This is a genomic window from Dethiosulfatibacter aminovorans DSM 17477 (assembly GCF_900142005.1).
Classification (GTDB): Bacteria; Bacillota; Clostridia; order Tissierellales; family Dethiosulfatibacteraceae; genus Dethiosulfatibacter; species Dethiosulfatibacter aminovorans.
Genome location: NZ_FQZL01000031.1, coordinates 22,241 through 47,769, shown reverse-complemented (window position 1 = coordinate 47,769; position 25,529 = coordinate 22,241). Strand labels below are relative to the sequence as shown.

15 protein-coding genes and 6 tRNA genes are annotated in these 25,529 nt (G+C 34.6%); all 21 read left to right on the top strand.

From position 1 onward, the window contains the following. Positions 1-54: 54 nt before the first annotated feature. A tRNA-Asp gene (locus tag BUB05_RS15505) sits at positions 55-131 on the top strand. A gap of 16 nt (positions 132-147) precedes the next feature. Further along, positions 148-223: transfer RNA gene (locus tag BUB05_RS15500), tRNA-Thr, on the top strand. Between the two features lie 90 nt (positions 224-313). Then, positions 314-387 (top strand) — tRNA-Gly (locus BUB05_RS15495). A 22-nt stretch (positions 388-409) separates the two neighbouring features. Next, positions 410-486: transfer RNA gene (locus BUB05_RS15490), tRNA-His, on the top strand. A 13-nt stretch (positions 487-499) separates the two neighbouring features. Continuing rightward, positions 500-573, top strand: a tRNA-Cys gene (locus BUB05_RS15485). Between the two features lie 11 nt (positions 574-584). Beyond that, positions 585-661 (top strand) — tRNA-Arg (locus BUB05_RS15480). Between the two features lie 872 nt (positions 662-1,533). Continuing rightward, positions 1,534-1,755 carry a helix-turn-helix domain-containing protein gene (locus tag BUB05_RS15475; RefSeq protein WP_073050528.1) on the top strand — a complete coding sequence of 74 codons (222 nt, stop codon included), beginning with the start codon at positions 1,534-1,536 and terminating at the stop codon, positions 1,753-1,755. Continuing rightward, positions 1,752-2,351, top strand: coding sequence for a DUF1819 family protein (locus BUB05_RS15470; RefSeq protein ID WP_073050527.1), 600 nt, complete (start codon positions 1,752-1,754; stop codon positions 2,349-2,351). Before BUB05_RS15475 ends, BUB05_RS15470 begins: the two co-directional genes overlap by 4 nt. Before the next feature lies 1 nt (position 2,352). Then, positions 2,353-2,937, top strand: a complete 585-nt coding sequence (locus tag BUB05_RS15465) for a DUF1788 domain-containing protein (RefSeq protein ID WP_073050526.1) — start codon at positions 2,353-2,355, stop codon at positions 2,935-2,937. Between the two features lie 14 nt (positions 2,938-2,951). Beyond that, positions 2,952-6,596: a BREX system P-loop protein BrxC gene (gene brxC, locus BUB05_RS15460; RefSeq protein WP_073050525.1), complete on the top strand. Its 3,645-nt coding sequence runs from the start codon at positions 2,952-2,954 to the stop codon at positions 6,594-6,596. 15 nt (positions 6,597-6,611) lie between these two features. Further along, complete coding sequence (locus BUB05_RS15455; RefSeq protein WP_073050524.1) at positions 6,612-7,481, top strand: hypothetical protein; 870 nt, start codon at positions 6,612-6,614, stop codon at positions 7,479-7,481. A 15-nt stretch (positions 7,482-7,496) separates the two neighbouring features. Next, positions 7,497-10,952: a BREX-1 system adenine-specific DNA-methyltransferase PglX gene (gene pglX, locus BUB05_RS15450; RefSeq protein WP_073050523.1), complete on the top strand. Its 3,456-nt coding sequence runs from the start codon at positions 7,497-7,499 to the stop codon at positions 10,950-10,952. Between the two features lie 12 nt (positions 10,953-10,964). Further along, positions 10,965-12,488, top strand: a complete 1,524-nt coding sequence (locus tag BUB05_RS15445; protein WP_073050522.1) for a hypothetical protein — start codon at positions 10,965-10,967, stop codon at positions 12,486-12,488. Next, positions 12,476-14,986, top strand: coding sequence for a BREX-1 system phosphatase PglZ type A (pglZ, locus tag BUB05_RS15440; RefSeq protein ID WP_073050521.1), 2,511 nt, complete (start codon positions 12,476-12,478; stop codon positions 14,984-14,986). Before BUB05_RS15445 ends, pglZ begins: the two co-directional genes overlap by 13 nt. Before the next feature lie 21 nt (positions 14,987-15,007). Next, positions 15,008-17,077 (top strand): protease Lon-related BREX system protein BrxL, encoded by a 2,070-nt coding sequence (gene brxL / locus BUB05_RS15435; protein WP_073050520.1) that lies wholly within the window; start codon positions 15,008-15,010, stop codon positions 17,075-17,077. 124 nt (positions 17,078-17,201) lie between these two features. Next, positions 17,202-20,435 carry a hypothetical protein gene (locus BUB05_RS15430; protein ID WP_073050519.1) on the top strand — a complete coding sequence of 1,078 codons (3,234 nt, stop codon included), beginning with the start codon at positions 17,202-17,204 and terminating at the stop codon, positions 20,433-20,435. Between the two features lie 178 nt (positions 20,436-20,613). Further along, positions 20,614-21,627: an AAA family ATPase gene (locus tag BUB05_RS15425; protein WP_073050518.1), complete on the top strand. Its 1,014-nt coding sequence runs from the start codon at positions 20,614-20,616 to the stop codon at positions 21,625-21,627. A gap of 1 nt (position 21,628) precedes the next feature. After that, entirely contained in the window at positions 21,629-22,141 is a 513-nt protein-coding gene (locus tag BUB05_RS15420) for a hypothetical protein (protein WP_073050517.1), read from the top strand. A 42-nt stretch (positions 22,142-22,183) separates the two neighbouring features. Next, entirely contained in the window at positions 22,184-23,236 is a 1,053-nt protein-coding gene (locus tag BUB05_RS15415) for a Wadjet anti-phage system protein JetD domain-containing protein (RefSeq protein ID WP_073050516.1), read from the top strand. Position 23,237: 1 nt separating this feature from the next. After that, positions 23,238-24,836 (top strand): hypothetical protein, encoded by a 1,599-nt coding sequence (locus tag BUB05_RS15410; protein WP_073050515.1) that lies wholly within the window; start codon positions 23,238-23,240, stop codon positions 24,834-24,836. Then, the gene (locus BUB05_RS15405; RefSeq protein ID WP_073050514.1) at positions 24,836-25,528 is read left to right on the top strand and encodes a DUF6063 family protein; all 693 of its coding nucleotides are present in this window, start codon (positions 24,836-24,838) and stop codon (positions 25,526-25,528) included. The genes BUB05_RS15410 and BUB05_RS15405 overlap by 1 nt, the downstream gene beginning before the upstream one ends. Position 25,529: the final 1 nt, after the last annotated feature.

Here is a 25,529-nt window from a genome sequence, read left to right as displayed (position 1 = left end):
GCTTCAAGGGATTATGCAAATATAGTTTCCTGAGCTGAAAAAAACTAATATTGCGGCCTGGTAGTTCAGTTGGTTAGAATGCCAGCCTGTCACGCTGGAGGTCGAGGGTTCGAGTCCCTTCCAGGTCGCCATTAAAAGCATCAATGTGCTGGTGTAGCTCAATTGGTAGAGCAACTGACTTGTAATCAGTAGGTTGGGGGTTCAAGTCCTCTCACCAGCTCCAAAAAAATATTGACAAATCAAGAAATTATATTATAATATATTAAGTATCTGATTTGGAAATATGAGCGAAAAGCAAAGGCTTGATGGTTACGCGGGTGTAGCTCAGTGGTAGAGCCCTGGCCTTCCAAGCCAGTCGCGAGGGTTCGATTCCCTTCACCCGCTCCAAGAAAAATTTTATTTAATTATGGTGGATATAGCTCAGCTGGTTAGAGCACCGGATTGTGGTTCCGGGGGTCGTGGGTTCGAATCCCATTATCCACCCCATTTTCAAATTTGTGGCGCCATAGCCAAGTGGTAAGGCAGAGGACTGCAACTCCTTCACCCCCAGTTCAAATCTGGGTGGCGCCTCCAACTGTACTTTCGCACCCTTAGCTCAGTTGGATAGAGTGTCTGACTACGAATCAGAAGGTCGCGAGTTCGAATCTTGCAGGGTGCACCATAGTACAACCTTTGAAACAGAGAGCTTATAGCTCTTTTTTTATTTTTTGTAAAACCCCAAAAAATACTCAAAAATGCAAAAATGGGAACTAAATGGGAACTAATCAAAAAAACGAGATAAAGATCCCGTTTTTATATATTATCTCATTACTATTTGTATAATTGCAGAAAATTTCAGCCATTAAGTTAGTTGTAGATATTTCAGTTAATTACGTCAACAATTATGGATTATCCTTCTGATCAGAGCTCCATAAATTGCTATATTTAGCTTTTTCTCCATTTCGCCATGGTTCTGCACTCCTTAAGCATTAAACAAGTGTATTTGGCACTGGAATATATTAATGCTTATAAAATATCTACCTTCAAATATCGCAAAGCACATCTTTTGCTAGGTGAAATTATAGAAAGCTACTTTTCGAATTAGAAGTGACGAAAAGTAGCTTTCATTGCTTTTATTTTGATTTAAGATAGAGTACCGGGTAGTTAAATATTTGAAAATTGGTTTACGTGGCGTATACTTAGAAAATATTTTGTGATAAAAATTACAAAAGAAGCCTTGAAATACAATATACAGAGGAGTAAAATAGTATATGTGCAAATAAAAATAATGCTAATGAATTGAAGGGGTTTGATACATTAGTGCAGCGGGGGTAAGAAAATGAATGCAGAAAACGGATGTGACAATAGATTGAGATAGGTGCAGTTATCGTGGGATAGCTGTATTTTTGGTGAAAAATATTTTTTTGTTATGTGGTTTTTAGTTTCTATAAATTGTTTTGAGAAATTGAACGATTGTCGTTGTTTTTTTATGTGTAATTGATATAATTAGACAGTATGATTAGCTTTTAATTTGAGAAATTAAAGAGGTGCTAAATGGATGTAAGTTACAAAAGATTATGGAAACTTATTATTGATAAAGACATGACCAATGTGCAAGTAAGAAGAACTGCAGAAATAAGCCCTGCAACATTTACGAAACTGAAGAAAAACGAGACGGTTTCTATGGATATACTATTGAAACTATGTAAAGTGCTAGAGTGTCAATTTGAAGACATTGTTGAAATAGTAAGGGAAGAAGGCGAGGTCAAGCTATGATAGAAAAGTATAGTTCTGGACTTGTGGCAGAATCTTTTTGGTTTGTAGAATTCAAACAATTTATTAAATTGAGGGTTGAAGGAAGGTCATGGGATGAAATAAAGAAATTATGCCTAGAGGACAATTTGCTAGGAATATCTAAGCCGTATAGAGCCAAAAGAATATTTGGATACCTGAAGAATAGAGTGGAAGCATTGGATAATGGGATTTTAGATTTGTTTCTAAGCAGTGATTTAACAACGCAGAAGATTATAACTTTGATAGGTGCAGCAAAAGTCAATAGATTGTTTTTTGAATTTCTATATGAGGACTACCGAGAGAAGAATATCCTGGGGATTGAAGTTCTAACACCGAGTGATATCAATATTTTCTTCAAGAAGAAGCAAGAGCAAAGTGAAGACATTGCCGAGTGGACAGATGTAACCCTGAAAAGATTGAGAAGTACATATATGAATTTCTTAGTAGATGCAGGATTACTTACAGTTGTTGACAAGCAGCGAAAGATTACACCTCCCATATTGGATGTAGCACTTGAGAATTACCTGAAGGATAGTGGTGAAACAAATATGGTAAAAGCTCTAACGGGGGTAAGTTAATGTGAATAAACTAGAAGCTAGATTAAATAAATTAGAGGATAAAATCAAACAACCAAACTTCAGAAAGAATAAGGGCTTAGGCAATGAGGTTGGGTATTATGTGTTTGATTATCCTGCTGAATATGAGTTGCTTGTGCGTGAACGTGTTAAGTATTTGTCGAATAAGTATGAGAAAGGTATTCATGACTTCCATTTGGTTGTATTCGATTTATATGATTTGATTATGGACTTGCTGGAACAAGAAGGATTCATAGAGCTTTGTCAAGAGTTTGAGAAAACCAAGGGATTTCCTGAAATCACCAAGGCTGTTAATGAGATGCTTCGTATGGAGGAAGATAATCAGAATAACGAAGTACTGGCCCATATTAAGAAGAACACACCACCAGACTCGGTTGTCTTCTTAACCGGAGTGGGTAAGTGCTTTCCGATGCTTAGATCACATAAGGTACTCAATAATTTACATCAGTTTATTGATGATGTACCGGTAGTCATGTTTTTTCCGGGGCAATATGATGGACAGTCACTTGTACTGTTTTCCGAGATAAAAGATGACAATTATTACAGAGCGTTCAAAATAGTAGATTGAGAGGTAAAGGGTATATGTTAGTACAAAAGATGTTTCACAAACCGATTGATAGAGATATAAAAGGCGTTATTAAGGTAGGACAAGGCGATGATGAAAATGTTAAACAAGAACTGGAAGAATACGTTGTAACCAGGGAGCTGAACAAGCACTTTACAGATTTCTTCTCTAGTTATAAAAAAGGTATCGTTGGACATACTGACAAGATGGGAGTCTGGATATCAGGTTTCTTTGGAAGTGGTAAGTCTCACTTCTTGAAAATATTATCATACTTACTGGAAAACCGTGTAGTTGAAGGGAAATCTGCTGTTGATTATTTTATTGATGACCGCAAGATTAAAGATGAAATGGTTCTCGCAGATATGAAGCTGGCAGGAAATACATCCAGTGATGTCATCCTGTTTAACATAGATTCCAAGAGCGGCATGAGTGATACGCAGAATAACAAGGAAGCAATTCTTTCTGTATTTCTTAAAGTGTTTAACCAGCACTTAGGGTATTATGGTGCAAACCCCTTCCTGGCAGACTTGGAAAGACATTTAAGTGAAGAAGGTAAGTACGAAGACTTCAAGGATGCCTTCGCAAGCATTAGAGGTAAAGAGTGGGTTGATTCAAGACACCAGTTTAGATTCATTCAGGACCATGTATGTAAGTCATTGGTAGAGATTGATTACATGAGTATGGAAGCTGCAAAGAACTGGTGCGAAAGCTCCACGGGCATGTACAACATTGACATTATCACCTTTGCAAACAGGGTAAAGGATTATATAGATCAAAAAGGCAATAATCATCACGTTGTCTTCCTGGTGGATGAGATAGGACAGTATATTGGCGAGGACACAAGCCTGATGCTTAACCTGCAAACAGTAACAGAAGAACTTGGTGTCGCATGTGGCGGTAAAGCGTGGGTTATCGTAACAAGCCAACAGGATATTGATAGTGTTTCGAAGATTAAAGGTAATGACTTCTCCAAAATCCAAGGTCGTTTTGACACAAGGCTTTCACTGTCATCTGCCAATGTGGATGAAGTTATCAGAAAGAGAATACTAAAAAAGACTGAAACAGGCCGACAGACCTTAGGTCTGCTTTATGATGAAAAGGACACAATTATCAAGAACCTGATTATATTCAATGACGGAGTAGAAAAGAAACTTTATTCAGGCCGAGATAACTTCTCAGCCGTGTATCCGTTTGTGCCATACCAGTTTAATCTTTTGGCAAGTGTTCTTACATCTATCAGAACTCATGGTGCCAGTGGTAAGCATTTGGCTGAAGGGGAAAGATCGATGTTAGCCTTATTCAAAGAATCTGCAATGAAAATTATGGGTCAGAATGAAGGTGCTATTGTACCGTTTAATCTATTCTATGATGCTCTGGAGCAATTCCTTGACCACAGCCATAAGGGAGTTATCATTAGAGCCTATGATAATGAGTATTTGAACCCTGAAAAACAGGATGATTGCTTTGATGTAAATGTTCTTAAAACGCTATTTATGATTAAATACGTTAAAGAAATCGTTGCTAATGTGGAGAATATTACGAGTCTCATGGTATCGGATATTGATAATGATAGGATCGCTTTAAAAGACAAGGTCGAAGAAGCATTGAAGCGATTAGTGCGTCAAACACTTATTCAAAAAACAGGGGATATCTATGTATTCCTAACAGATGAAGAACAAGAGATAAACAGAGAAATTGAAAGTCAGAATGTTGAGATATCAGAGATCATTGGTAAAGTATCAGAACTGATTTTTGACGGATTGTATGATGAGAAGAAGTACCGTTATCCGGCATTTAACGGTCGATATACCTTTGCCTTTAATCAGGTAGTAGATGACAGACCTTATAAGGCTAATCAGAACCACGATATTACTTTAAAAGTACTGACACCAAATTATGATATGGGGATGGATGAAACCGCCTTGCGCATGATGAGCGGTCAAAACAAGCATGTCATAGTCGCCATGCCAGAAGATAAGGCATTCATTGATGAAATCAGATCTTCACTGAAGATTGAAAAATACCTGAGGCTAAATACTTCAAGTGTTGTGACGAAATACGAACAGATAAAAGAAGCTAAACGCGTAGAGATGAGAGAGCGTAGTTATAATGCAAGAATCTTCTTGGAGGAATCTTTGAAGCATTCAGAAATCTATGTAAATGGGGATAAGGTCCAGGGTGGACCAAAAGATATTTCCGGACGTATTAACGATGCCCTTAGTAAGCTAGTCCATACAGTTTTCCATAAGTTGACATATATTGATACGGCTACAAATGAAGCTCACATCAGAGCAATATTAAAAGGTCAGAAAAGTAATCAGATTTCAATTGATGGAGCTACTCAATCACCTAATAGATTGGCTCTTAACGATGTATTGGATTTTATTAGTCTTAACTCACAACGTCATGCTAAAACATCATTGAAAACCATTACGGAACGCTTTACTAAGGCTCCATATGGTTTCATCGAAAATGATGTACAGTGGTTAGTTGCAAAGTTGTTCAAAGATGGTGATATAAGTTTCTTTGTGAATAATGATGTGGTGACATTGCTTACTAAGTCTGAAGATGAAATATACAGTTACTTAAGCAGAAAAGGGTACTTGGAAAAGCTTTTGATTGAAAAACGTGAAAAAGCAAATGATAAGCAGAAGAAAGCAGTAAAAGAAGTTATGAAAGAAATGTTCAATGTTACATCAATGAACGATGAAGATGACTCCATAATTAAGAGCTTTCAGGAGTTTGCTGCTAGATTGAAAAATGATCTTGAGAAATTGGAGATTCATTACAAGAACGAAAAGTCTTATCCTGGAAAACATGTTGTAAAGGATGGCAAGAGTCTATTGCTTAATATAGCATCCATCAAGCACTCATCAGATTTTTTCAAGACGGTAGATGCTAAAAGGGATGAATTTCTTGACTTTGCCGAAGATTATGAACCCGTTAAAGCTTTCTTTAATGGGGAGCAGATAGGTATCTGGAACCGTACGCTGCGATTAATCAAAATCTATAACGAAAGCAAGACATTTATTGTAAATAAAGAAATTGAGTCTGTTGTTGCTGACATTAAGTCAATCATGAAAAAAGCATCACCATATAGTGACATTCGTAGATTACCAGAACTGCTAGACCAATATTCGGATTTATATAGTGAAATGCTTGATCAGTTGGAAGAACCGGTTCTAAATGCTATTAGTGCAGCACGTTCAAGAGTTGTAGAAGAGCTGGAAGGCAAAATGTGTAAGGAAACCTATTCTGCTATTGTGAAGAATAAGTTCTTTGAAATAGAAGAAAAGGCAAAGAGTTGTAATAATGTTGCTACTTTACAGAATATCAAGGTGGAAGCAGATGCCTTGAAAGTACGATTATTAAATGAGATCAATGCTGAAGAAGCACGCTTCATTGCTTCACGACAGGCACCACCAAGTCAAGAAATTGCAGTATCAAATCAGGGAACAGCATCTACTATAGTAAAGGAAGAAAAAGAGCCATTCCAAAAAGTGAAAATAAAACAGCAGAAAACAGTCAGTATCAAATCCATCAATTCAGAAACGACATGGAGAATTGAATCAGAAGCCGACGTGGAAAGATATGTTGATGCTTTAAAAACTAAGCTTAAACAGCGTGTGAAGGAAGATTTGATTCTGAATGTAGAATTCTAATGGAGAGTGCATCTAATGAGTAAGATTAGTATTGTAGAAAGTTATATAAATAATTGCGCCGAGGAACATACGATGGATTCTGCTAAAAAATTAGTGAATGACATTTTAGGTGTGTTTTCAAATGATATTGACGGATTAACTTCAAATTTGGATCTTTATTCTTATCGTCATATGAATGGTTCGACAACTGTAAATTATATTGGAGATGTATCGTTGCTCAAACGAAAACTTGAATTTTACAAGACATCTCTGATTGAAACAGAAAAGAAGAACGACCCTCTGTGGGAATTTAAGCAAATGTTTGAACAGGATCTTAAAAATCTACGATCAGCAAAGTCTGATATAAATAATAGTGAGACACCTGAAATTGCTAAGCAACAGCTATATAAGGAAATTACGGCTAAATATCACCCTATTATTCCGAATCTCGGGTCAGGCTTATATCAGTATTACAGTGAACAAGGATTTTATGATGAAGTTTCTGATGACTCATTAAAGCATAATTTGGACCAAATTTATCATAAATTAACCTCGTTTAAAGCAGTAGGGTTCCCAGGAGTGATCAAAGAAGCATCGACTCCATATCATCAAGTTCTTATTAATAACAATAGTAATGCTAATGCCAGTGCAACTGTTACAATATCAATTTCCAATACAATAGAATTAATTAACCAGTTGCCAGCTGATGTATTATCTGATCAGGAAAAAGAAGAATTAGAAGGAAAATTATCAGCGATTGAAGTGGCTAAAATAGGTGGAAACAAAGAAAAGTTAATGGGTAAAGTCGGTAGTGTTCTCAAGTATATTGCTGACAAAGGCATTGAAGTTGGAATTGCTGCACTGCCTTATTTAGGTGAAATATCAAAATTTATTAAATCAATGTAGTTTGGGAGGCATACGATGAACAAGACAGCTATTAAAAATTTTGCCATATGGGCAAGACGAAAACTAATTAGCGATATAACATATAAAGCAGGTCTTTTAGGTATTAGCGATAAAGGGATTTCTGAACCATTGCCTATATCTACAGATAATATCCAGTTTTTTGATATCGGTACTGGAAAACCTACAGAAATAGCTAATGAAGAAATAAAGCAAAGAAAGGCACTTGTAGCTCGAATTAGAGAGAAGGAAAGCACATCTGATTATGAAACTGCCTATCAGTATGTTGTAGAAGAAGTGGCTTATACGTGGTTTAACCGACTTATTGCAGTAAGATTTATGGAGGTTAATGATTATTTGCCCTCGAGAGTTAGAGTGCTTTCAAGTGAGGCTCAAGGGAAATCAGAACCAGATATCGTTACTACACCATTTGATACAGATATGGAATTCACAGCCTATGAACAAGATAGGATTATACAGTTAAAAGATGAGAATAAACTGGATGAATTATTCCGCATGCTCTTTATTAAACAATGTAATAAGTTAAATGAAGTGCTTCCCGGATTATTTGAGAAAACTTCTGATTATACAGAACCATTATTGAGCATCTCGTTTACTGATCAAGAAGGTATTGTTAACCATTTGATTAATGATATAGCAGAAGAAGATTTTACAGAAGCAGTTGAGATTATTGGATGGTTGTATCAGTACTATAACACTGAGCCAAAAGATGAAGTGTTTGCGCTTCTTAAGAAAAAGGTGAAAATTACTAAAGAACGCATACCTGCTGCAACGCAGTTGTTTACTCCTGACTGGATTGTAAGGTATATGGTTGAAAATTCAATTGGCCGATTATGGGTGGAAGGGCACCCTGACAAAGACTTAAAATCAGAATGGAAGTATTACCTTGAGGAAACGGAGCAAAAGGAAGAGGTTATAGTAGAACTTGGAAAAATAAGAGAAGATTATAAGAATCTTGATATCAAAGATATTAAAATCATAGACCCTGCTATGGGAAGTGGGCATATTTTAGTCTATGCTTTTGAAGTTCTTATGCAGATTTATGAAAGCCAGGGATATACACAAAGAGATGCGGCTACAACAATAATTGAAAACAATTTATACGGTTTAGATATTGATGATAGAGCTTATCAATTAGCTTATTTTGCAGTGATGATGAAAGCTAGAAAATATGATCGTAGGTTTTTAACAAGAGAGATTGTACCACAGCTTTATTCCCCTAAGAGTTATAAAAAGGGTCAAGAGCTTGGGTCACTTATAAATGTGGATACCCTTGAGCAAAAACCACAAGAACCAAAAGAATTAACAATTTTTAATTTAAACTGGGAGAAAGATATAAACACATGGAATTTCCGTAGATTATTATCTCAAAAATATGATGTAGTAATAACTAACCCACCATATATGGGTGGTAGAGGGATGAATGCAAAGTTATCTGACTGTGTAAAGAAAAACTATAATGACAGTAAGTCGGACTTATTTGCTGTGTTTATTGAAAAATGTTTGCAAATGGCAAAAGAAAATGCTTATACAGCTATGATAACACAGCACGCATTTATGTTTTTATCAAGCTATGAAAAATTACGTGGAAAATTACTTTATACTGATATTATAAATATGGCACATTTAGGTGCAAGAGCTTTTGAAGAAATTGGTGGAGAAGTGGTTCAAACCACATCTTTTGTAATGCGTAAAAGCAATATCAAAAACTATAAAGCAATCTTTACACGCTTAGTGGACTATAATAGCCAACAGGAAAAAGAAAAAGCTTTTTTAGCTAAAAATGATTTATATATAGCAAAAAAAGAAAACTTCTCCAAAATCCCCGGTTCACCAATTGCATATTGGGTGAGTGAGAAAATGTTGATGGCGTTTGATATTGGCGAGACAATCGGCAAGTGTACTGAATTTGATACAAAATTAGGAATGTCAACCAATGATAATGGTAGATTTTTAAGAAAATGGTATGAAATTGAAATTATAAACTTTGTCAAAAATAGAAGTAATAACGATCCCTCATCTTATAAAGAAAAATGGTTTCCGTATAGTAAAGGTGGAGGATTTAGAAAGTGGTTTGGAAATGTATTGGAAGTAATAAATTGGGAAAATAACGGTTACGAAGTAAAGGAATTAGCGTCTAAACTTTATGGAAGCTATAGTAGAACTTGTAAGAATAGTCAGCATTTTTTCAGAGAAGCAATTACTTGGAATTTAATTGCGAGCGGCACTTCAGGTTTTAGATATTTACCAGCTGGATGTGTTTTAGGGGATGCGGGACCTGTATGTTTTTCAACGCAAAATACATTGTATTTATTAGCTTTTCTTAATTGTAATATATCTAAAAAAATATTACCTATAATTAATCCTACAATCAATTGCAGTACTGGGGTTATTAATCAACTCCCTATTGTTATAGATAACAATAAAAAATCACAGGTTGAAATATTAACAACACAAAACATCTCCCACTCAAAAACCGACTGGGACTCCTTTGAAACCTCATGGGATTTTAAAGTGCATCCATTAGTGGAAGTGAGAGAAGGTAATAATCTTCAATCTGCCTTTGAAAACTGGGCGTTAGAATGTGATGAGCGTTTTAATCAGCTAAAAGCTAATGAAAAAGAACTCAACCGTATTTTCATTGACATCTATGGTTTGCAAGATGAACTCACAACGGAAGTTGAGGAAAATGATGTTACTGTTCGTAGAGCAGATTTAAAGAGGGAGATCAAAAGTTTGATTTCATATGCAGTGGGGTGTATGTTTGGTAGGTATTCACTAGATAAAGACGGCCTTGTGTATGCGGGAGGGCAGTGGAACTTGAGTGAGTACAGTTCCTTTATTCCTGACAATGATAATTGTATTCCAATAACTGACGAAGAATATTTTGAAGATGACATTGTTGGTCGATTTGTGGAGTTTGTAAAAGCGGTTTATGGAAAAGAAACACTTGAAGAAAATCTTGATTTTATCACAAAAGCATTGGGTGGCAAGGGAGATACTTCAAGAGAAGTTATACGAAACTATTTTATCAAAGACTTCTTTAAGGACCATGTAAAAACTTATCAGAAGCGACCAATTTACTGGCTTTATGATAGTGGAAAACAGAATGGGTTTAAAGCACTCATTTACCTGCATCGTTATACAGCTGATACTAGTGGAGTGGTTCGTGTTGACTACCTTCATAGGATACAAAAAATATATACAAGCGAGATAGAACGTATGCAGGATATGATTGATAACAGCTCAAATGCAAGAGAAGTAGCCCAAGCAGAGAAGCGAAAAGAAAAGCTAATAAAGCAATTAAAGGAAACAAAAGAGTATGATGAGAAAATTGCTCACATTGCACTAAGCCGTATTGCTATTGATTTGGACGATGGAGTAAAGGTGAACTATGAAAAAATCCAAACAGGACAAGATGATAAGAAACTCGAGATTTTAGCAAAGATATAAGAGGATGAAGGGATGAGTGAAAAAGAAGTAAATAGCAAAATACCAAAAGCTCCATTGTCAAATATATTAGAATTCGCTGATACAAAAAACATTGAAGAGAAAAGTATACATGCACAGTTACTAGAATTAATTCAGACCAATGATGAGTCTTTCAGTGATGTAGATATACAAAATATCCTAAGTAACTATATCTATGTTTCTGAGTGTGTCAGAGCTGATTTAAAAGAAATAGAGAATAGACTAAGTGAGTTGAAAAAACTTGATTCTATAACGCCTGCGGATGATGAATATGCACATAAAAAATACCGATACTTTGCAAGACTCAATAGAAAGGCACAAGCAGAGATTACCGATTTTTATAGCAATGACCTTCTTAAGTATGCTGTTGATAACAAAGCCTTGAAGTATGTGGAAAGAAAAGATGACAGATTAACAATGATGTTTCTTGATGGAAGATACGAGTATGCTCATTTCAAACGTTATTTTGAATATACTCATGATTTTAGTACTGAAGCAAAAATCCGATTTATACCAGGCGTAGAGCTTATAAAGAGAGAAGAAGTGATAACAGAGTACATTAGTTTAAAGAATGCTTCTATTGAAAAATACCATGCAGAGATTTTACGAATGGTAATTGAGAATAAATCTATTGAGTATGTTAGAGATATTGTTTCTACAAACCATTTTCTTGCAAGAAGAAGTGAAATCTTTGATGTTCTAGTTGAATTATTTAACGATGAAAGATATCAGTCATTTATTTCTTTGGCCGTTCTCCAACTTGAAGGTTTGTTTTATGATTGTTGTTCAATCATTGCAAAGAAGGAACTAGGTGACAAGGCAGGGACATTGATAGAAAAAGCAGAAAAAGTATATGGTGAAAATCGTGTATTTCAATTATCAATATATCCATATTTTGCATTTGAAGTTCCATGTCTTCGAAACGAAATAGCTCATAATGGAATTATTCTTGGTAAAGAATTACAGGTTATAGCTAATGAGATTGTTCTTGATTTATATTCAGTAACTTATTGGGCATGCCATTTAACAAATGAGAAATATATTCCGCTCTTGATGACAATGGATAAAATCAATGAAGATTCATCTGGTGATGAAAATGTAATAATGGAAGTAATGTTTTTAGAACTTTTCTCTAACTACCAAATTTCAGGAAGCGAATACCTGGAGGTTCTAGCGAAACCAGAAGTGTATAATAAGGAATTAAATTTTTATGATATGGAAGAAGGAAATGTAACAAAAAATAAGCTTAGTGAAACAATTACATTTTTATCTGAAAGGGTAAAAAGTAAGTCGTTTTGGGAACTAACTTACAAGCTCGTTGAAGAATATGGAAGCAAACATAAAAAAGGGAAACCATATGAATTGGTGGATTTCGCAATAAAACTAAAAAATACTTTTATGCCAAACTTAGTGAAAGAGTCTAAAGAAAAAGAAGCTTGTATTAATGTTGCAAGGTTATTAAAAACTTATGAAGATGTGGATAAAGAAATGGCAGGTGGAAATAAATGTCAGAGTTGAATCTTAACCAAATTACAGATAAATTAAATAGTGAATTCAATTCTGATGTTCGAAAACTGGTGTTTTGGTATGATGCAAATGCAGAGTTTGTTGCTGATATAGACGAGTTAGAACTGGTTAATGCAAAGATATTGAAGCTAGAACAAGACAACCAGTTTCAGGTAAAGAATCTACTTGAACGCAAAGATACCGAATCAAGTTATCTGATTTATGCACCGTTCTCTAAACCTGCATTAAGGGATAATCATTTGGCTGACACAATCAGGTACTCTAAGGAGTTTTTTGCAGATCGAGCTTCGTTGCTTGCAATTGATTTAGGTGTAGATGAGAAGTACAAGGAAGTTCTTCAGAAGTATATTAAGTTCTTTGCTGCGAAAGACCGTACACAGAAATTCTACGACCTTGAGATAGAGAACTTTAATAAACAAGTGATTGAAACAGCAATCATGAGTGTCCTGTGTAAGACGAAAGTGGTTTCCTTCGAAGAAATTGTAAGGACAATAATCATTTATAATGACCTTGTAAATAATGGATACTTACAGGACTTAGAAAAATATGGATTGATAGATTCATTCTGGGAAATGTGTGAGTCGACATTTGGATATACAGATGTTTCACCTACCTTGGAAAAGCTTATATATACAATGTTTGTGACATATACATCAAAAGTAATCGATTCTGAATTGCCTCAGTACTGGAAGAATTACTGTTCATATAAATCCGGTAACATCATTGCGTTTTTAGATGGATTAATGAACAGTCTTATATATCACCAAGACTTCGACCGTCTATCACATATGGTCTACCAGATGTTAAAGGGACAAGATGTTTTTGGAAGCATCACAGCAGAAGAAATGGTTGAATGTGAACTGTTTGAAAAGATTGATGTTCAAGTGTTGAAGTGGGCAATTGGAAGGTTAGTCGAAGAAGATACGGATGCGAAGCTAAACGGACATTCAATACCGGAAGTTTGTCAGTTAAGACGAAAAATGCACTTTGGAAAGAGCTATAATGCACATTATCATATCCTTGAGAATGCCTACCATATCGTTATGGCAGCAAACTACAAACCGGTGCAGTCAGTAGATGGATTGATAAAGCAATATACCGAAAAGGATTACCTGATTGATCAGAGATATAGATACTTCTACTATCACTTTGATTCAGTACTGAATAATGTTTCGTTTGAAGAACTTAGAGATCTTGTAGAGAATATTTATACCAATAGATTCTTGGACAGTATTTCAGTTGTGTGGAATAAGGCATTTACAGATGCTAATGCTACTACAGGGCTTGTTAAGCAACAGAAGTTCTACGATAGATTTATTAAAGGCGCCAAAGAACGTATTGTTGTCATTGTATCGGATGCCTTACGTTATGAAGTAGGGAAATCACTGCATGAAAGACTGGAAGAAGATGAGAAATGTACTGCAACGATTACACCGATTCAAAGTGTGCTGCCATCATATACTAGATTTGGAATGTCTGCATTGCTACCCCATAGAAAGCTGACAATGAGCGAAGACTACAAAGTTCAGGTGGATGGCAAGGTATGCGATGATCTTAAGTCCAGAGAGCAGATATTGAAGTCTTACGAACCTAATAGTCGAACAGTTCAGTTTGATGATATTAAGACAATGAAAATTGCAGAGCTTAAAGAAATATTTACCGGTCAGGAAATTGTATACATATATCATAACCAAATTGATGCCAGAGGTGACAAGCTAAATACTGAGAACGAGGTTTTTACAGCCTGTGAAGAAGCAGTTGAAGAAATCCATACAATGATTAAGCGTTTGACAAGTGCCAACAATATCCATTTTGTCATTACTGCTGATCATGGATTTGTTTACAAGCGTGATAAGTTAGTCGAAAGTGACAAGATTAGTGGATTCAAAAAGAATGCATTTGTCGGTCGTAGATATGTAGTAGATGATGAAGCTGTACAAGCAGAAGGAATTGCCAGTGTTAAGCTAGGAGATATTCTTGAGAATGATGATAGTAGAGTCATTTCAGTTCCAATTGGGAGCGATGTTTTTAAGGTATCCGGTGGTGGTCAGAACTTTGTTCATGGTGGCTCTTCATTACAAGAGATGATTATACCGGTTATAGATGTAAGAACGAATAAATATCATACTGAAACCAAAACCGTAAGTATTGGCTTAGTAAGCCTAGTGAATAAAATCACTAACCTCACTACGAATTTAGACTTTATTCAGTCAGATCCGGTTTCAGATATATTCAAAGAAACCAAATACAAGGTGTTCTTTATTTCAGATGATAATGAAAAGATATCAAATGAAAATATATACGTTGCTGACAAGAAGGATAAAGATGCAAGCAAGCGTATATTCCGTTTGAAATTTACTTTTAAGAACAAGAAATATGACAGAAATAGAAAATACTATCTCGTTGCTTATGATGAGAAGAATTCACTTGAAGTCATACGACATGAAATCCAGATGGACTTGGCTTTTGTTGATGACTTTGGGTTTTAGTAAATGCAGGAGGACAGCAGAATGAGGGAAGATAATGTTTTAGAAGAAGTGGATAATCCGACGGTTGTTCTTAACAAGAAGTTAAGACAGTTTTTTGATGGAAAGATTGTCCGTAAAGATTTAACAAAATCAATAAAAGAGGGTGCTAATGTTCCTATATATGTATTGGAATTTCTTCTAGGACAGTACTGTAGTTCAGATGATCCTGAAATTATTGAAGAAGGTGTCGGAACAGTTAAGAGAATCTTAGCTGACAACTTTGTTCGTCCGGATGAAGCGCAGAAAGTGTTATCAATACTTAGAGAAAGAGGAAGTTATACGGTTATTGATCGGATTACTGCCAAGCTTAATATCAAGCAGGATAGATATGAAGCAGAGTTCTCCAACCTTGGTGTTTCCAATATTTTGCTTTCGCCATCACATGTTTCAGACTATGACAGACTGTTAGTAGGTGGTATCTGGTGTATCGTCCAATTGGAATACATGTTTGATGAAGAAGATAAGAGGTCTAATCCGATTCTGGTTAGGAAACTAACTCCAATTCAGATGCCACATGTAGACTTAGATGAATACAAAGAAGCAAGGGCTGAGTTCACAACAGAAGAGTGGATGGACGTCTTATTACGATCTACAGGTATGGAATCTGATAAGTTTTCGGATAGAGAAAAATGGCTATTGTTGGCCAGAATGATTCCATTGGTTGAGAATAACTTTAACTTATGCGAACTGGGTCCAAGAAGCACTGGTAAGTCACATATTTACAAAGAAATTTCGCCAAATAGTATATTGGTATCCGGTGGTCAAACTACCGTTGCCAACTTATTCTATAACATGGCTAGAAAGACAGTAGGTCTTGTAGGTATGTGGGACTGTGTTGCTTTTGATGAAGTGGCAGGAATTACGTTTAAGGACAAGGACGGCATTCAGATCATGAAGGACTATATGGCATCCGGTTCTTTTGCCCGTGGAAAAGAAGAGAAGGCTGCCAGTGCGTCCATGGTCTTTGTCGGTAATATCAATCAAAGCGTAGACGTGCTTTTAAAGACATCACACTTGTTTGATCCATTCCCGGAAGCAATGGCTTATGATACAGCGTTTTTAGATAGAATGCACTGTTATGTACCAGGTTGGGAGATACCAAAGTATCGTCCTGATTTCTTTACTGATGAGTATGCCTTTATTACTGATTACCTTTCTGAAGTTATGAGGGAGATGCGTAAAGAACAGTTTGGTGATGTAAGTGATAAATACTTTAAGTTTGGATCAAACCTAAATCAGCGTGATGTAATCGCTGTAAGAAAGATGATATCCGGATTTACGAAGTTGCTTTATCCTAATGGTCAGTATTCAAAGGAAGACATTGCTGAAATCATGACCATATCATTAGAGATGCGAAGAAGAGTTAAAGAGCAGCTTAAGAAGATTGGTGGTATGGAGTTTTATGATGTGAATTTCTCATACGTAGACAATGAAACCTTTGAAGAGAATTATGTTTCGGTTATGGAGCAGGGCGGTGGAAAGTTAATACCTGAAGGCTTGACCAAACCGGGGCATATTTATACCATATCGAGAGGAAAGTCCGGGATGACAGGTGTTTACCGTCTGGAGACCCAAGTGTTACCAGGTTCGGGTAAATTTGAAAGAACCGGTTTAGGGTCTGATAGGGAAGCAAAAGAAGCAACGAATACTGCCTTTAATTACCTGAAGGCTAACGGTAAGTCAATCAGCAGCTCCGTCAGTACAACCACTAAGGATTATATTATCAATTATCAAGATTTGAACGGCATTGGAATGACAAGCAAGCTGACGCTACCATCATTGATTGCAATTTGTTCGGCTGCACTTGGAAAGCCAGCCCTATCAAGTATGGCGGTACTTGGAGATATTAGTATAAGCGGTACGATTATTAATGTTGATGAGTTGGCGAGTACGCTGCAGGTGTGTCTTGATAATGGTGCAAAGAAAGTACTACTGCCGATAACTGCAGCAGCCGATTTGGGCACCGTACCGTCGGATTTGGTAGGTGCATTTAGTTTGATATTTTATTCTACACCGCAGGAAGCTGTGTTTAAGGCACTTGGGGTTGAGTAAAATTATAACTAGATTAGGGAAAAATATTTCTGTAAGCTGTTCAAAGAAGATTAAGTACATTTGTGGATTGATTTATAAAAAGCGTAGAAAGTGTGAATCATTAAAATAAGTATGGAGGGAGCTTATGGCAATACCAGCAAGAAATGCACTTAAAGGTTATACATATCAACAATATGTATTCACACTATTTTTGGCCAAAATGGATGCATTGAGAAAAATAACTAGAATTGAGTCAGAGGCTGAAACAATAGGGAATTTTGATGACTTAATCATTTCTGAAGAAAAAGAATATAAAGTACAGATTAAGAATTATAAGGATATAACCAAGGATAGCATTGTTGTCTCAGACAATACAGTCAAGATAAACAGTAATGTAAGTAGATATAATAAAGAAGATAATAATGTATTTATTGTTAATACAAGCAATATTATACCCGACACTATGTTCATGGATCTACCAGCTACGATTATTGATGATATTGTTATTATTCCAATAACACCTGATAACATTGAAGATGTTTTAGACGAAATGTATAGCACAGAAGTTAGAGAGGTTCAAATAATTAAGTTTGCTTATAACCTAACCTCTTGCGCTGACTTTGTTGTGAAAGCGAATGACTTGCCTGAAAACATTAGGTTATCAATGGATTTAGAAGAAAACACAATACTTGTCAGGGAGCCCATCAAGGAAATTGAAGAAGGGATACTTTTGATTACGGGGAAACCGGGTTCGGGGAAAAGCCATTATGTTAATGAACTTGTTAAAAAGCATGACGAGGCTCTGGTTTATCGTTTTTGGATAAATTCGCAAGATGAAAGTCTAATGCAACGATTACAGTTTGATTCTTTTCTTAATGATATTGCTTTAGGAGTATTTGGAACTCAAAGAAGCTTTACTGTTGACAAATTAATAGATAAAATCATTAAAAATAATATTAAACTCATCATAGATGGGCTCGATCACATTGAAAACTATAACCCAAGCGAACTACATTTATATATAGATTTTATAAATTCATTAGCTGATGGATATATTATTGTTCTATCTAGACCGTTAAAAGCAACCGTTGAATGGAAATCAATGGAACTAACCAATTGGAACTTTGATCAAACAGCAATATATTTAACCATGGCACATAATATTCCAGATTATCAAACAGAGAAAAATATATACGATGTTGCAGATGGATATCCTATAATCACAAATTTCATAGCTAAGCATTACAAAATACATAATTCAATTAATATAACTTCAAAAATAAGCGATATTAACGACTATTATGCCACTTTGCTAGATAGTGTAAGTACAAAGTCTGTACTTACCATATTTGCTACTAATAATAGTTTCTTTTTGTATTCTGAAATTGAAGGTATATTGGCGGAACCCATATATATGACTGTGGTAAATGAGTTTATTAATGCATATCCATATTTGTTCAGATGCGTTATGAATCGTATTTCACTTATTCACGACAGTTTCAATACATATTTAAGAATGGAGTTGAATGGTTATTCAGATATTGAGGTAAAGACGAATAATTATGTAAAAGAAAGTATTTTAAAAGAAGAAGTGAATTTTATGGCTAGATTGTCTTCTTTTAATTTTGATGAAGATTTTTACAAAAGCATACTTATAAAATACAGTAATACAATATGTCTAGAAAACCTTTTAGATAGCACTCTGGACTATAATTCAATAACATCGTTTTATAATCAATTACAACGGCTTCTTGAAAAAAGGAAAGGCTATCTAGATATATATCAATACTACATGTTCGCAATGATTCATCAAATGGTTAATCGAAATGATTTGATCGGTAATGATGGTTTGATTTATCAGATTCTTGTTTATATGAATGAATATCATAATATTGAATGTGAGATCTTTAGCTCAGGTATTATGTGGCATACTTTCATTTTACTTCATTCGAACGAGGAGTCTGAATATAAGCGGTTTCTTAATAGCAAGCACTTCAGTTTAAACCAGATGTATGAAGCGTACGAAGCCTTTAAAAAAGAGCATGATTTTTTTGAAGTTAGGCAGTGTGCACCTAAACATGATGAAATATTTGAATCTCTTGAAAGTACCGATATTTATCAATTTGATAAGCAAGATATATTGATAAGGTACATGGTAAATATTTGGGTTTCTAAAGAGACCCAAAATGATTATTATCAAATTATTCATGAGTTTATTAGCCATGATGAAAAGACAGCTATTATTAGACTAGAACGTCTTATTGATAAATTTGCTATTGAAACACGGTGGGCCCATAGAATACTTACATCTGTAATTTATGAAATAAACGAATTGGGAGATCTGAATGAAGATAATATTTTTTATGGTATAAGTTTACTGGATCTTATATATGAACACGCTCCAAAGGGTTCTTTTACTACATGCAATTATGTACAGTCATATATACGGTTAGCTAATCATAAGAATGAAAAGATAGATATTTATTCAGTCAATCGATTTTGGGCTATGTATTATATGAGAAAGGACTATAGTATCTATTCTCTAGATGATGCACTTATATTATTCGAGAAGCATGGCCTGATAGATGAACGAACCTCAATGTCTATCATTGAAAAAGCAATGGAGCAAAGTGAAAAAGGAATAAGAAGTTTAATGAATAAGTATCTTGATGATAAAGACACGTTATTCATTAATAAATTAGATCAAGAGGGTTATTTTCGTTGTAGCGATTCTCCTGCTGACATTTTTAGTTTAATGCCTACGAATATCAATTGTGTATGTGAAAAAACCATAGGACATCGGCTAAGTGAGATATTAAGATATCATGGTTATGGGAAATCTATAGAGTTTGATGAAATACATAATGTTTTACTGAGTAAATATAGGGATAATATATTAGAGATAATTGCCTATTATGACTACTCTATTTATGGACAGGTTTCTGATAAAGAATTAGTTTCATTAATTGAAGACCATGATATACAGCTTATTAACTCATACAAAGATGAAAAAAAAGAATACATACCGTTTGAATATGGCAATATTCATGAAGAGGATATTGAGTTTATTAAATCAAACAAAATTAGTGCAATTGAAATGGCAAAATATACTGATGGCTGGCACACATGTCTTCCTTTGGTTGATTTATTCAAGATTTATTCTAAAGAAGTAATCCAACAAAATCATATGGAAATATTACATAATGCTATGTTTGCAAGGATATCAAAACTTGAATACATTGGAAACTGGAATCTATTGCTTGGTAATATCCTCTTGTTTTTTGATATATATAATATCGAAATAGACTGGAGTAAAATGCATAGTATATTTAAATGGTTCTTAAGAGTATCATTAATATATGATTTAGATGAGGAGTGACACTGCTGAATAGGAGTAAAAATCGAACAAAAGAGGTATCTGACTCAGCTGGGAATGATTAGTAGTGCCTTTGAATGACTTTGTGAACTATTGTGGTAATAATCAATGGTTGTAGAATATAACTATGAGTTATTGTTAAGGCTATGTAGGAAAAATATGAATTTAATAAGGAGTTATCATGATTCAAAATATTAAGTTGAGTAATTTTGGTGTTATTGAAGAACTTGAATGGAATAATTTAGGAAAGATAAATGTAATTGTTGGTGAGAATGGAAGTGGGAAGACTTTTTTGCTCAAATCCTTATATGCTTCATTGAAGACCATTGAAGTATATCGTAGAGGAAATGAAATGAAAAAAGATTCTGAATTACTAGTGGATAAATTGCATTGGACTTATCAAGTTAACAAGATCGGTGATCTTGTTATGAAAGGGGCGGATAATCCGCTAAAATATGAAATGAAATTCAATAACAGAGAATTTGAATTTTCGTTTGGAAAATCAGCAACCAAAAATATTACCAGAATAAGAAATAATGTTGATATAAGAAAAGAGAATTCCATATTTTTGCCTGCAAAAGAGGTTTTGTCACTATATGATGTTATTTTGGAAAGTCGTGAAAATGACAGATTGTTTGGATTTGATGATACTTATTATGATTTAGTAAAAGCACTCAAAATCCCCAAAAGTAAAGGCAAAAATTATAAGGAATTTGCTAAATCTAGAGAAATGCTTGATAAAATTATTGATGGTAGAGTTGAGTTTGATTCGGTAGATAATAATTGGTATTTCAAAAGAGGAAATCAAAAGTTTTCTATTCACTCAACTGCTGAAGGTATCAAAAAAATATCCATATTAGATCATTTACTTGGAAACAGATATTTGGATAAAGAATCAGTGATTTTTATAGACGAACCTGAAGCGGCAATTCATCCTAAGGCAATTTCACAGTTCATGGAGATTCTTAAAGTATTGACCGACAATCAGATACAGGTATTCATTGCAACTCATTCATATTTTGTACTAAAGAAACTTCATATAATTGCAAAGCGTGAAGATATATCTATTCCAATTATTTCACTAGATAATGAGGGGAATAGTTTTACTAGCGATCTTCAAATTGAAATGCCGGACAATGAAATAGTTAATGAATCAATTAGAATTTATGAGGAAGAGATAGAGGCGGATTACTAAGATGGATAAGATTGTAATTGAAGAATCAGGTATGAAGTTTGGTCCTTTTAGCAAGGAGAATGTTTATTATATTGAAAAAGAGGATGTGTACACCAAGCGGTTTTATGCATGTAAGATTTCTGAATTCTTTTTAAAGGCTGAAAATGACAAGGATGAGGTGTATAGTGTTGTCGAGGCAAAGAGCAGTTCTCCTAAACCGGGTTCAAAAGAACGGTTTCCGGAATTTATTAAAGAAATTAATGAAAAGTTTATTAATACTTTCAACATTATTCTTTCGTTAAGAGTTGGCAGGGATCATTTAAGTGAATTTCAAAGACCAGAATTTATAACAAGGGATGATTTGGGTAAAGTGGTAATCAATTTCATTTTGGTTATTAATGGACACAAGAAAGAATGGTTACCTCCTTTAAGAGACGCACTTTACAAGGAAATGAAGGCATATTTATCAATTTATGATATAAATATATTAGTTATGAATGATGAGCTGGCTTTAAAACACCGTTTGATAAGTTGAATGAATTGTGTTGAATTGGTATGGATCTAGAGGGTGCAAGATATGGAGTATAAAAAATTCAAAGAATATATTCTTGAAAATTTTCAAGGCAAAAGAGTTGATGAAAAGGCTCTCAGAGCAGTCTTTAAAGGTGAATATGACGAATACTATAATACTATGAATCATCTAGTTGATGATTCAATAATAAAAGCAATCAAGAGATCCGGGCCGAACGGTCTCAAACCAACTCTGCATAAAAGATATCAGGTTTTAAGAGTTGAGAAGAAAATTGATTGCCACACAGATGAAATCAAAGGATTACATCCTGTATTTAATATAGACGGTTATCTTGCCAACACTTCAAAATACATATCAGAGAGAGATACTGTTCTTACAATTGATAATTTCATCAGGAAGAATGGATTTCTTATAGATGATCCTGCTTCAATTAATGAAAGGTCATTCCAGATTTTTGGGAAAGAAAAAATGATTAGATTGGATTCGACTTGTAAATCCGTCTTTAGTTTCAATAGAAGTCTTGAGAATTACTTGAATATGTACCACACACCAGAACCATTTTTTGAACATTCCATTGATTCTGAATACAGTGAAAACCAAATAAATGTATTGATTATTGAAAATAAGGATACTTGGTATACACTTAGAAAACTACTTAACAAAGGGAATGATTCAATTTATGGTATCCGCTTCAATTCCTTGATTTTTGGTGAAGGAAAGAAGATAATCAGGAAAAGAGATTCTTTAACAGAATTTGCCATGTCATATTATGACCAAAGTCTTCCTGGAAACTTTTATTATTTCGGTGATCTGGATATGGAGGGGATCGAAATATTTGAAAATTTAGTTAGGGTAAACCCTGAGTTAAAGATCAACTTATTAAAACAAGCGTATTTGGATATGATTGATGAATCTGTAAAAGCCATAATGCCGGATTGCAGTGAAGATCAGCAACCAAGTCAAGGAAAGGTATTCTTCAGTTATTTTACTGAGAAACAGGTGACGTGTATGAAAGAGCTGTTGGATAAAGGTAAATTTATACCGCAGGAAATATTGCCATACGGGTTATTAAAAAAGAAATTAGAAAAGAGAAGTTAGTATGATGGAGTTTTTGGATAAATTTGAGAAACGAATGGAGTGGATTGGTGTTGTAGATTCAATTGTCAATCGTAGAGGCAGGGATACAAAAATTGAAGGAAGGTTTCAGGGGAATGACCTTACCAATATTATTGTATCGGTGCTTTTATTTGTCATGGAAAAAACTCTGGAGGAAAACAATGAATGTGATTCCGGGCATATTGAAGAATTTATTGATGCACTGCTCCGGGAACATTATGAATTGAAATTAAGTAGAGCTGAGCTCAAGGAACTTAGTGGTTATATTATTAGAGATATCCTTCAAAATAACGGAGAAAGAAGGACATATAGTGCCTTTAATTATTCTAAGAATATGAGGGAAGACATACCTGTTCGTTTAATCGCTGACAAGATTGTTGTCGAAGGTGATAGCAGAAAGTTGAATTATATGCTGACAAATCAAGGATATGATTTTCTTTTTAGGACCAGAGAGGTTGATGAAGAAATTCAACTGACAATTGAGCAGTTAAAGTTAAAGGAATACGTTAAGCGTAAAAAGTTTTCAAATGCCGTCAGACAGAGCGTTGAGCTTATTACCTATGTAAGACAGAAGAAGAAAGAAGTGGAGAACTTCATCTTGTCTATACGACAGAATATCAATGATGTAGACATTGATAAGTATGAGCAACTATTAAAAGGAACCTACAGCATGCTTGATGATGAATATGAAACCATGAGTGACATTCGAAATATGACTCAGCAAGCAGGAGATAAGATAAAAGAAGAATTGGACCATAGTCATCAAATGGAGGATAAGCTGACAAAAGCACTAAGGGAGATCAGAGAAATAAATTATAACCTCGGCGTTGCCATCAGTGAGCAGAGAAATCTTATTTTGAGTCGCCATAACCTGAGTGATCTATATATGGATACCATTAAACGCTCCTTTGAATATAGCTTTGTTAAGCGATTCAATATAGAAGAGAATATACTTGAGCCTTTAGAAAATTATGAAAACGTATTGGATCAATGTATTTCCTTATTGGAACCCTTGTTTCTACCTCAAATAAAAAAGCTGTTGAGCATTGATCAAATATACAGTCAACAGATGATTTTCAAGGATTCTGAAGCCGATATCCCACATTTTATTAATACTGAAGAGTATGAGGATGAGATTGAAAACCAGCGTATATTGTCGATTAGCAAGAAACATGTGAGAATTACAAGACTGCTATTTGAAGAAATCTGCAGCTGCCGTAAAATTACCCTCAGTGAGATTATTGATGTTTTAAAAGCAAAGGACCCAGATGAATTTTTAAACTTAAGCCGGGACAGGCAGCTATATGGAATAGCATTCAGGTTATTTGATATTGAAACAATTAAGTTGGCAGACTTTTATTCAGGTAACAATAAAGTGATTATGGGTGCCAGTGAGAATTTCAATCTTGAACGGTGTTTGTTGGAGATTGAAGAGCAGGTTGACGGTATAAGGGGGATAAATGCTGTAAAAGTCGAGAAGATAGAAAATGAAATTACTGAAGTTATTGAATACGAAGATAACGGCATGAAAATACGAGAAGAAATTTGTATGTCTGATTTATTGTTTGAGGTGGTGGACTAATGGAATCAATGAAAGCAGCAATAAAAATTTTTAAGGAATTGGTATTAAACGGTGAATTGAGTAAAAAAGATAACTTTGATTTATATAGTTCTTTTATTGAGATAGATGTTCAAGAGGTTTTGTCCATGTTTGAAGAGGAGTTTGAATGCAAATTCTTGAATTTTGATGATACGGTATACCTTGTTCCCAAGCTTGACGGGTTCATTTTGGGCCAAAAACCGGCAGAATTTAGACAATACTTCGGGAGCAATGCGAAGCTAAAAGATGTTTATTTAGGATATTACATTATAATGTACATCTTATATGAGTTCTACAGTGGAGCCAATAGAGATCCCAAAAAAGTGGACTTTATCCAAATAAACCATTTGATATCAAAACTTGATGAACGGTTTACCCGATTGGAATCATTGGATGAAGAAGAAACCAATGATTTGGAAGAAGAGTATATGATCAATATTCAGTCTTCAGTTAAGCTATGGAATGCTCTACTTACAGACCATGAAACGAAGCAAAAAACAAAATACAATATCATAAAGAAGGTCTGTAAAATATTAGAAGATCAAAAGCTTGCCTATATCGTTGAGGAACAGATTAGAACTACAAGCAAACTTGATACGTTAATGAGACAGTATTACCTGCATGCAGATAGACTGACAAGTATAAACAGGGCTTTTGAGAAAGGAGCATTATAAT

Coding starts and splice junctions, on each gene's coding strand:
- BUB05_RS15475 (WP_073050528.1), top strand. CDS start 1,534: ATGGATGTAAGTTACAAAAGATTATGGAAACTTATTATTGATAAAGAC.
- BUB05_RS15470 (WP_073050527.1), top strand. CDS start 1,752: ATGATAGAAAAGTATAGTTCTGGACTTGTGGCAGAATCTTTTTGGTTT.
- brxC (WP_073050525.1), top strand. CDS start 2,952: ATGTTAGTACAAAAGATGTTTCACAAACCGATTGATAGAGATATAAAA.
- BUB05_RS15455 (WP_073050524.1), top strand. CDS start 6,612: ATGAGTAAGATTAGTATTGTAGAAAGTTATATAAATAATTGCGCCGAG.
- pglX (WP_073050523.1), top strand. CDS start 7,497: ATGAACAAGACAGCTATTAAAAATTTTGCCATATGGGCAAGACGAAAA.
- BUB05_RS15445 (WP_073050522.1), top strand. CDS start 10,965: ATGAGTGAAAAAGAAGTAAATAGCAAAATACCAAAAGCTCCATTGTCA.
- pglZ (WP_073050521.1), top strand. CDS start 12,476: ATGTCAGAGTTGAATCTTAACCAAATTACAGATAAATTAAATAGTGAA.
- brxL (WP_073050520.1), top strand. CDS start 15,008: ATGAGGGAAGATAATGTTTTAGAAGAAGTGGATAATCCGACGGTTGTT.
- BUB05_RS15430 (WP_073050519.1), top strand. CDS start 17,202: ATGGCAATACCAGCAAGAAATGCACTTAAAGGTTATACATATCAACAA.
- BUB05_RS15425 (WP_073050518.1), top strand. CDS start 20,614: ATGATTCAAAATATTAAGTTGAGTAATTTTGGTGTTATTGAAGAACTT.
- BUB05_RS15420 (WP_073050517.1), top strand. CDS start 21,629: ATGGATAAGATTGTAATTGAAGAATCAGGTATGAAGTTTGGTCCTTTT.
- BUB05_RS15415 (WP_073050516.1), top strand. CDS start 22,184: ATGGAGTATAAAAAATTCAAAGAATATATTCTTGAAAATTTTCAAGGC.
- BUB05_RS15410 (WP_073050515.1), top strand. CDS start 23,238: ATGATGGAGTTTTTGGATAAATTTGAGAAACGAATGGAGTGGATTGGT.
- BUB05_RS15405 (WP_073050514.1), top strand. CDS start 24,836: ATGGAATCAATGAAAGCAGCAATAAAAATTTTTAAGGAATTGGTATTA.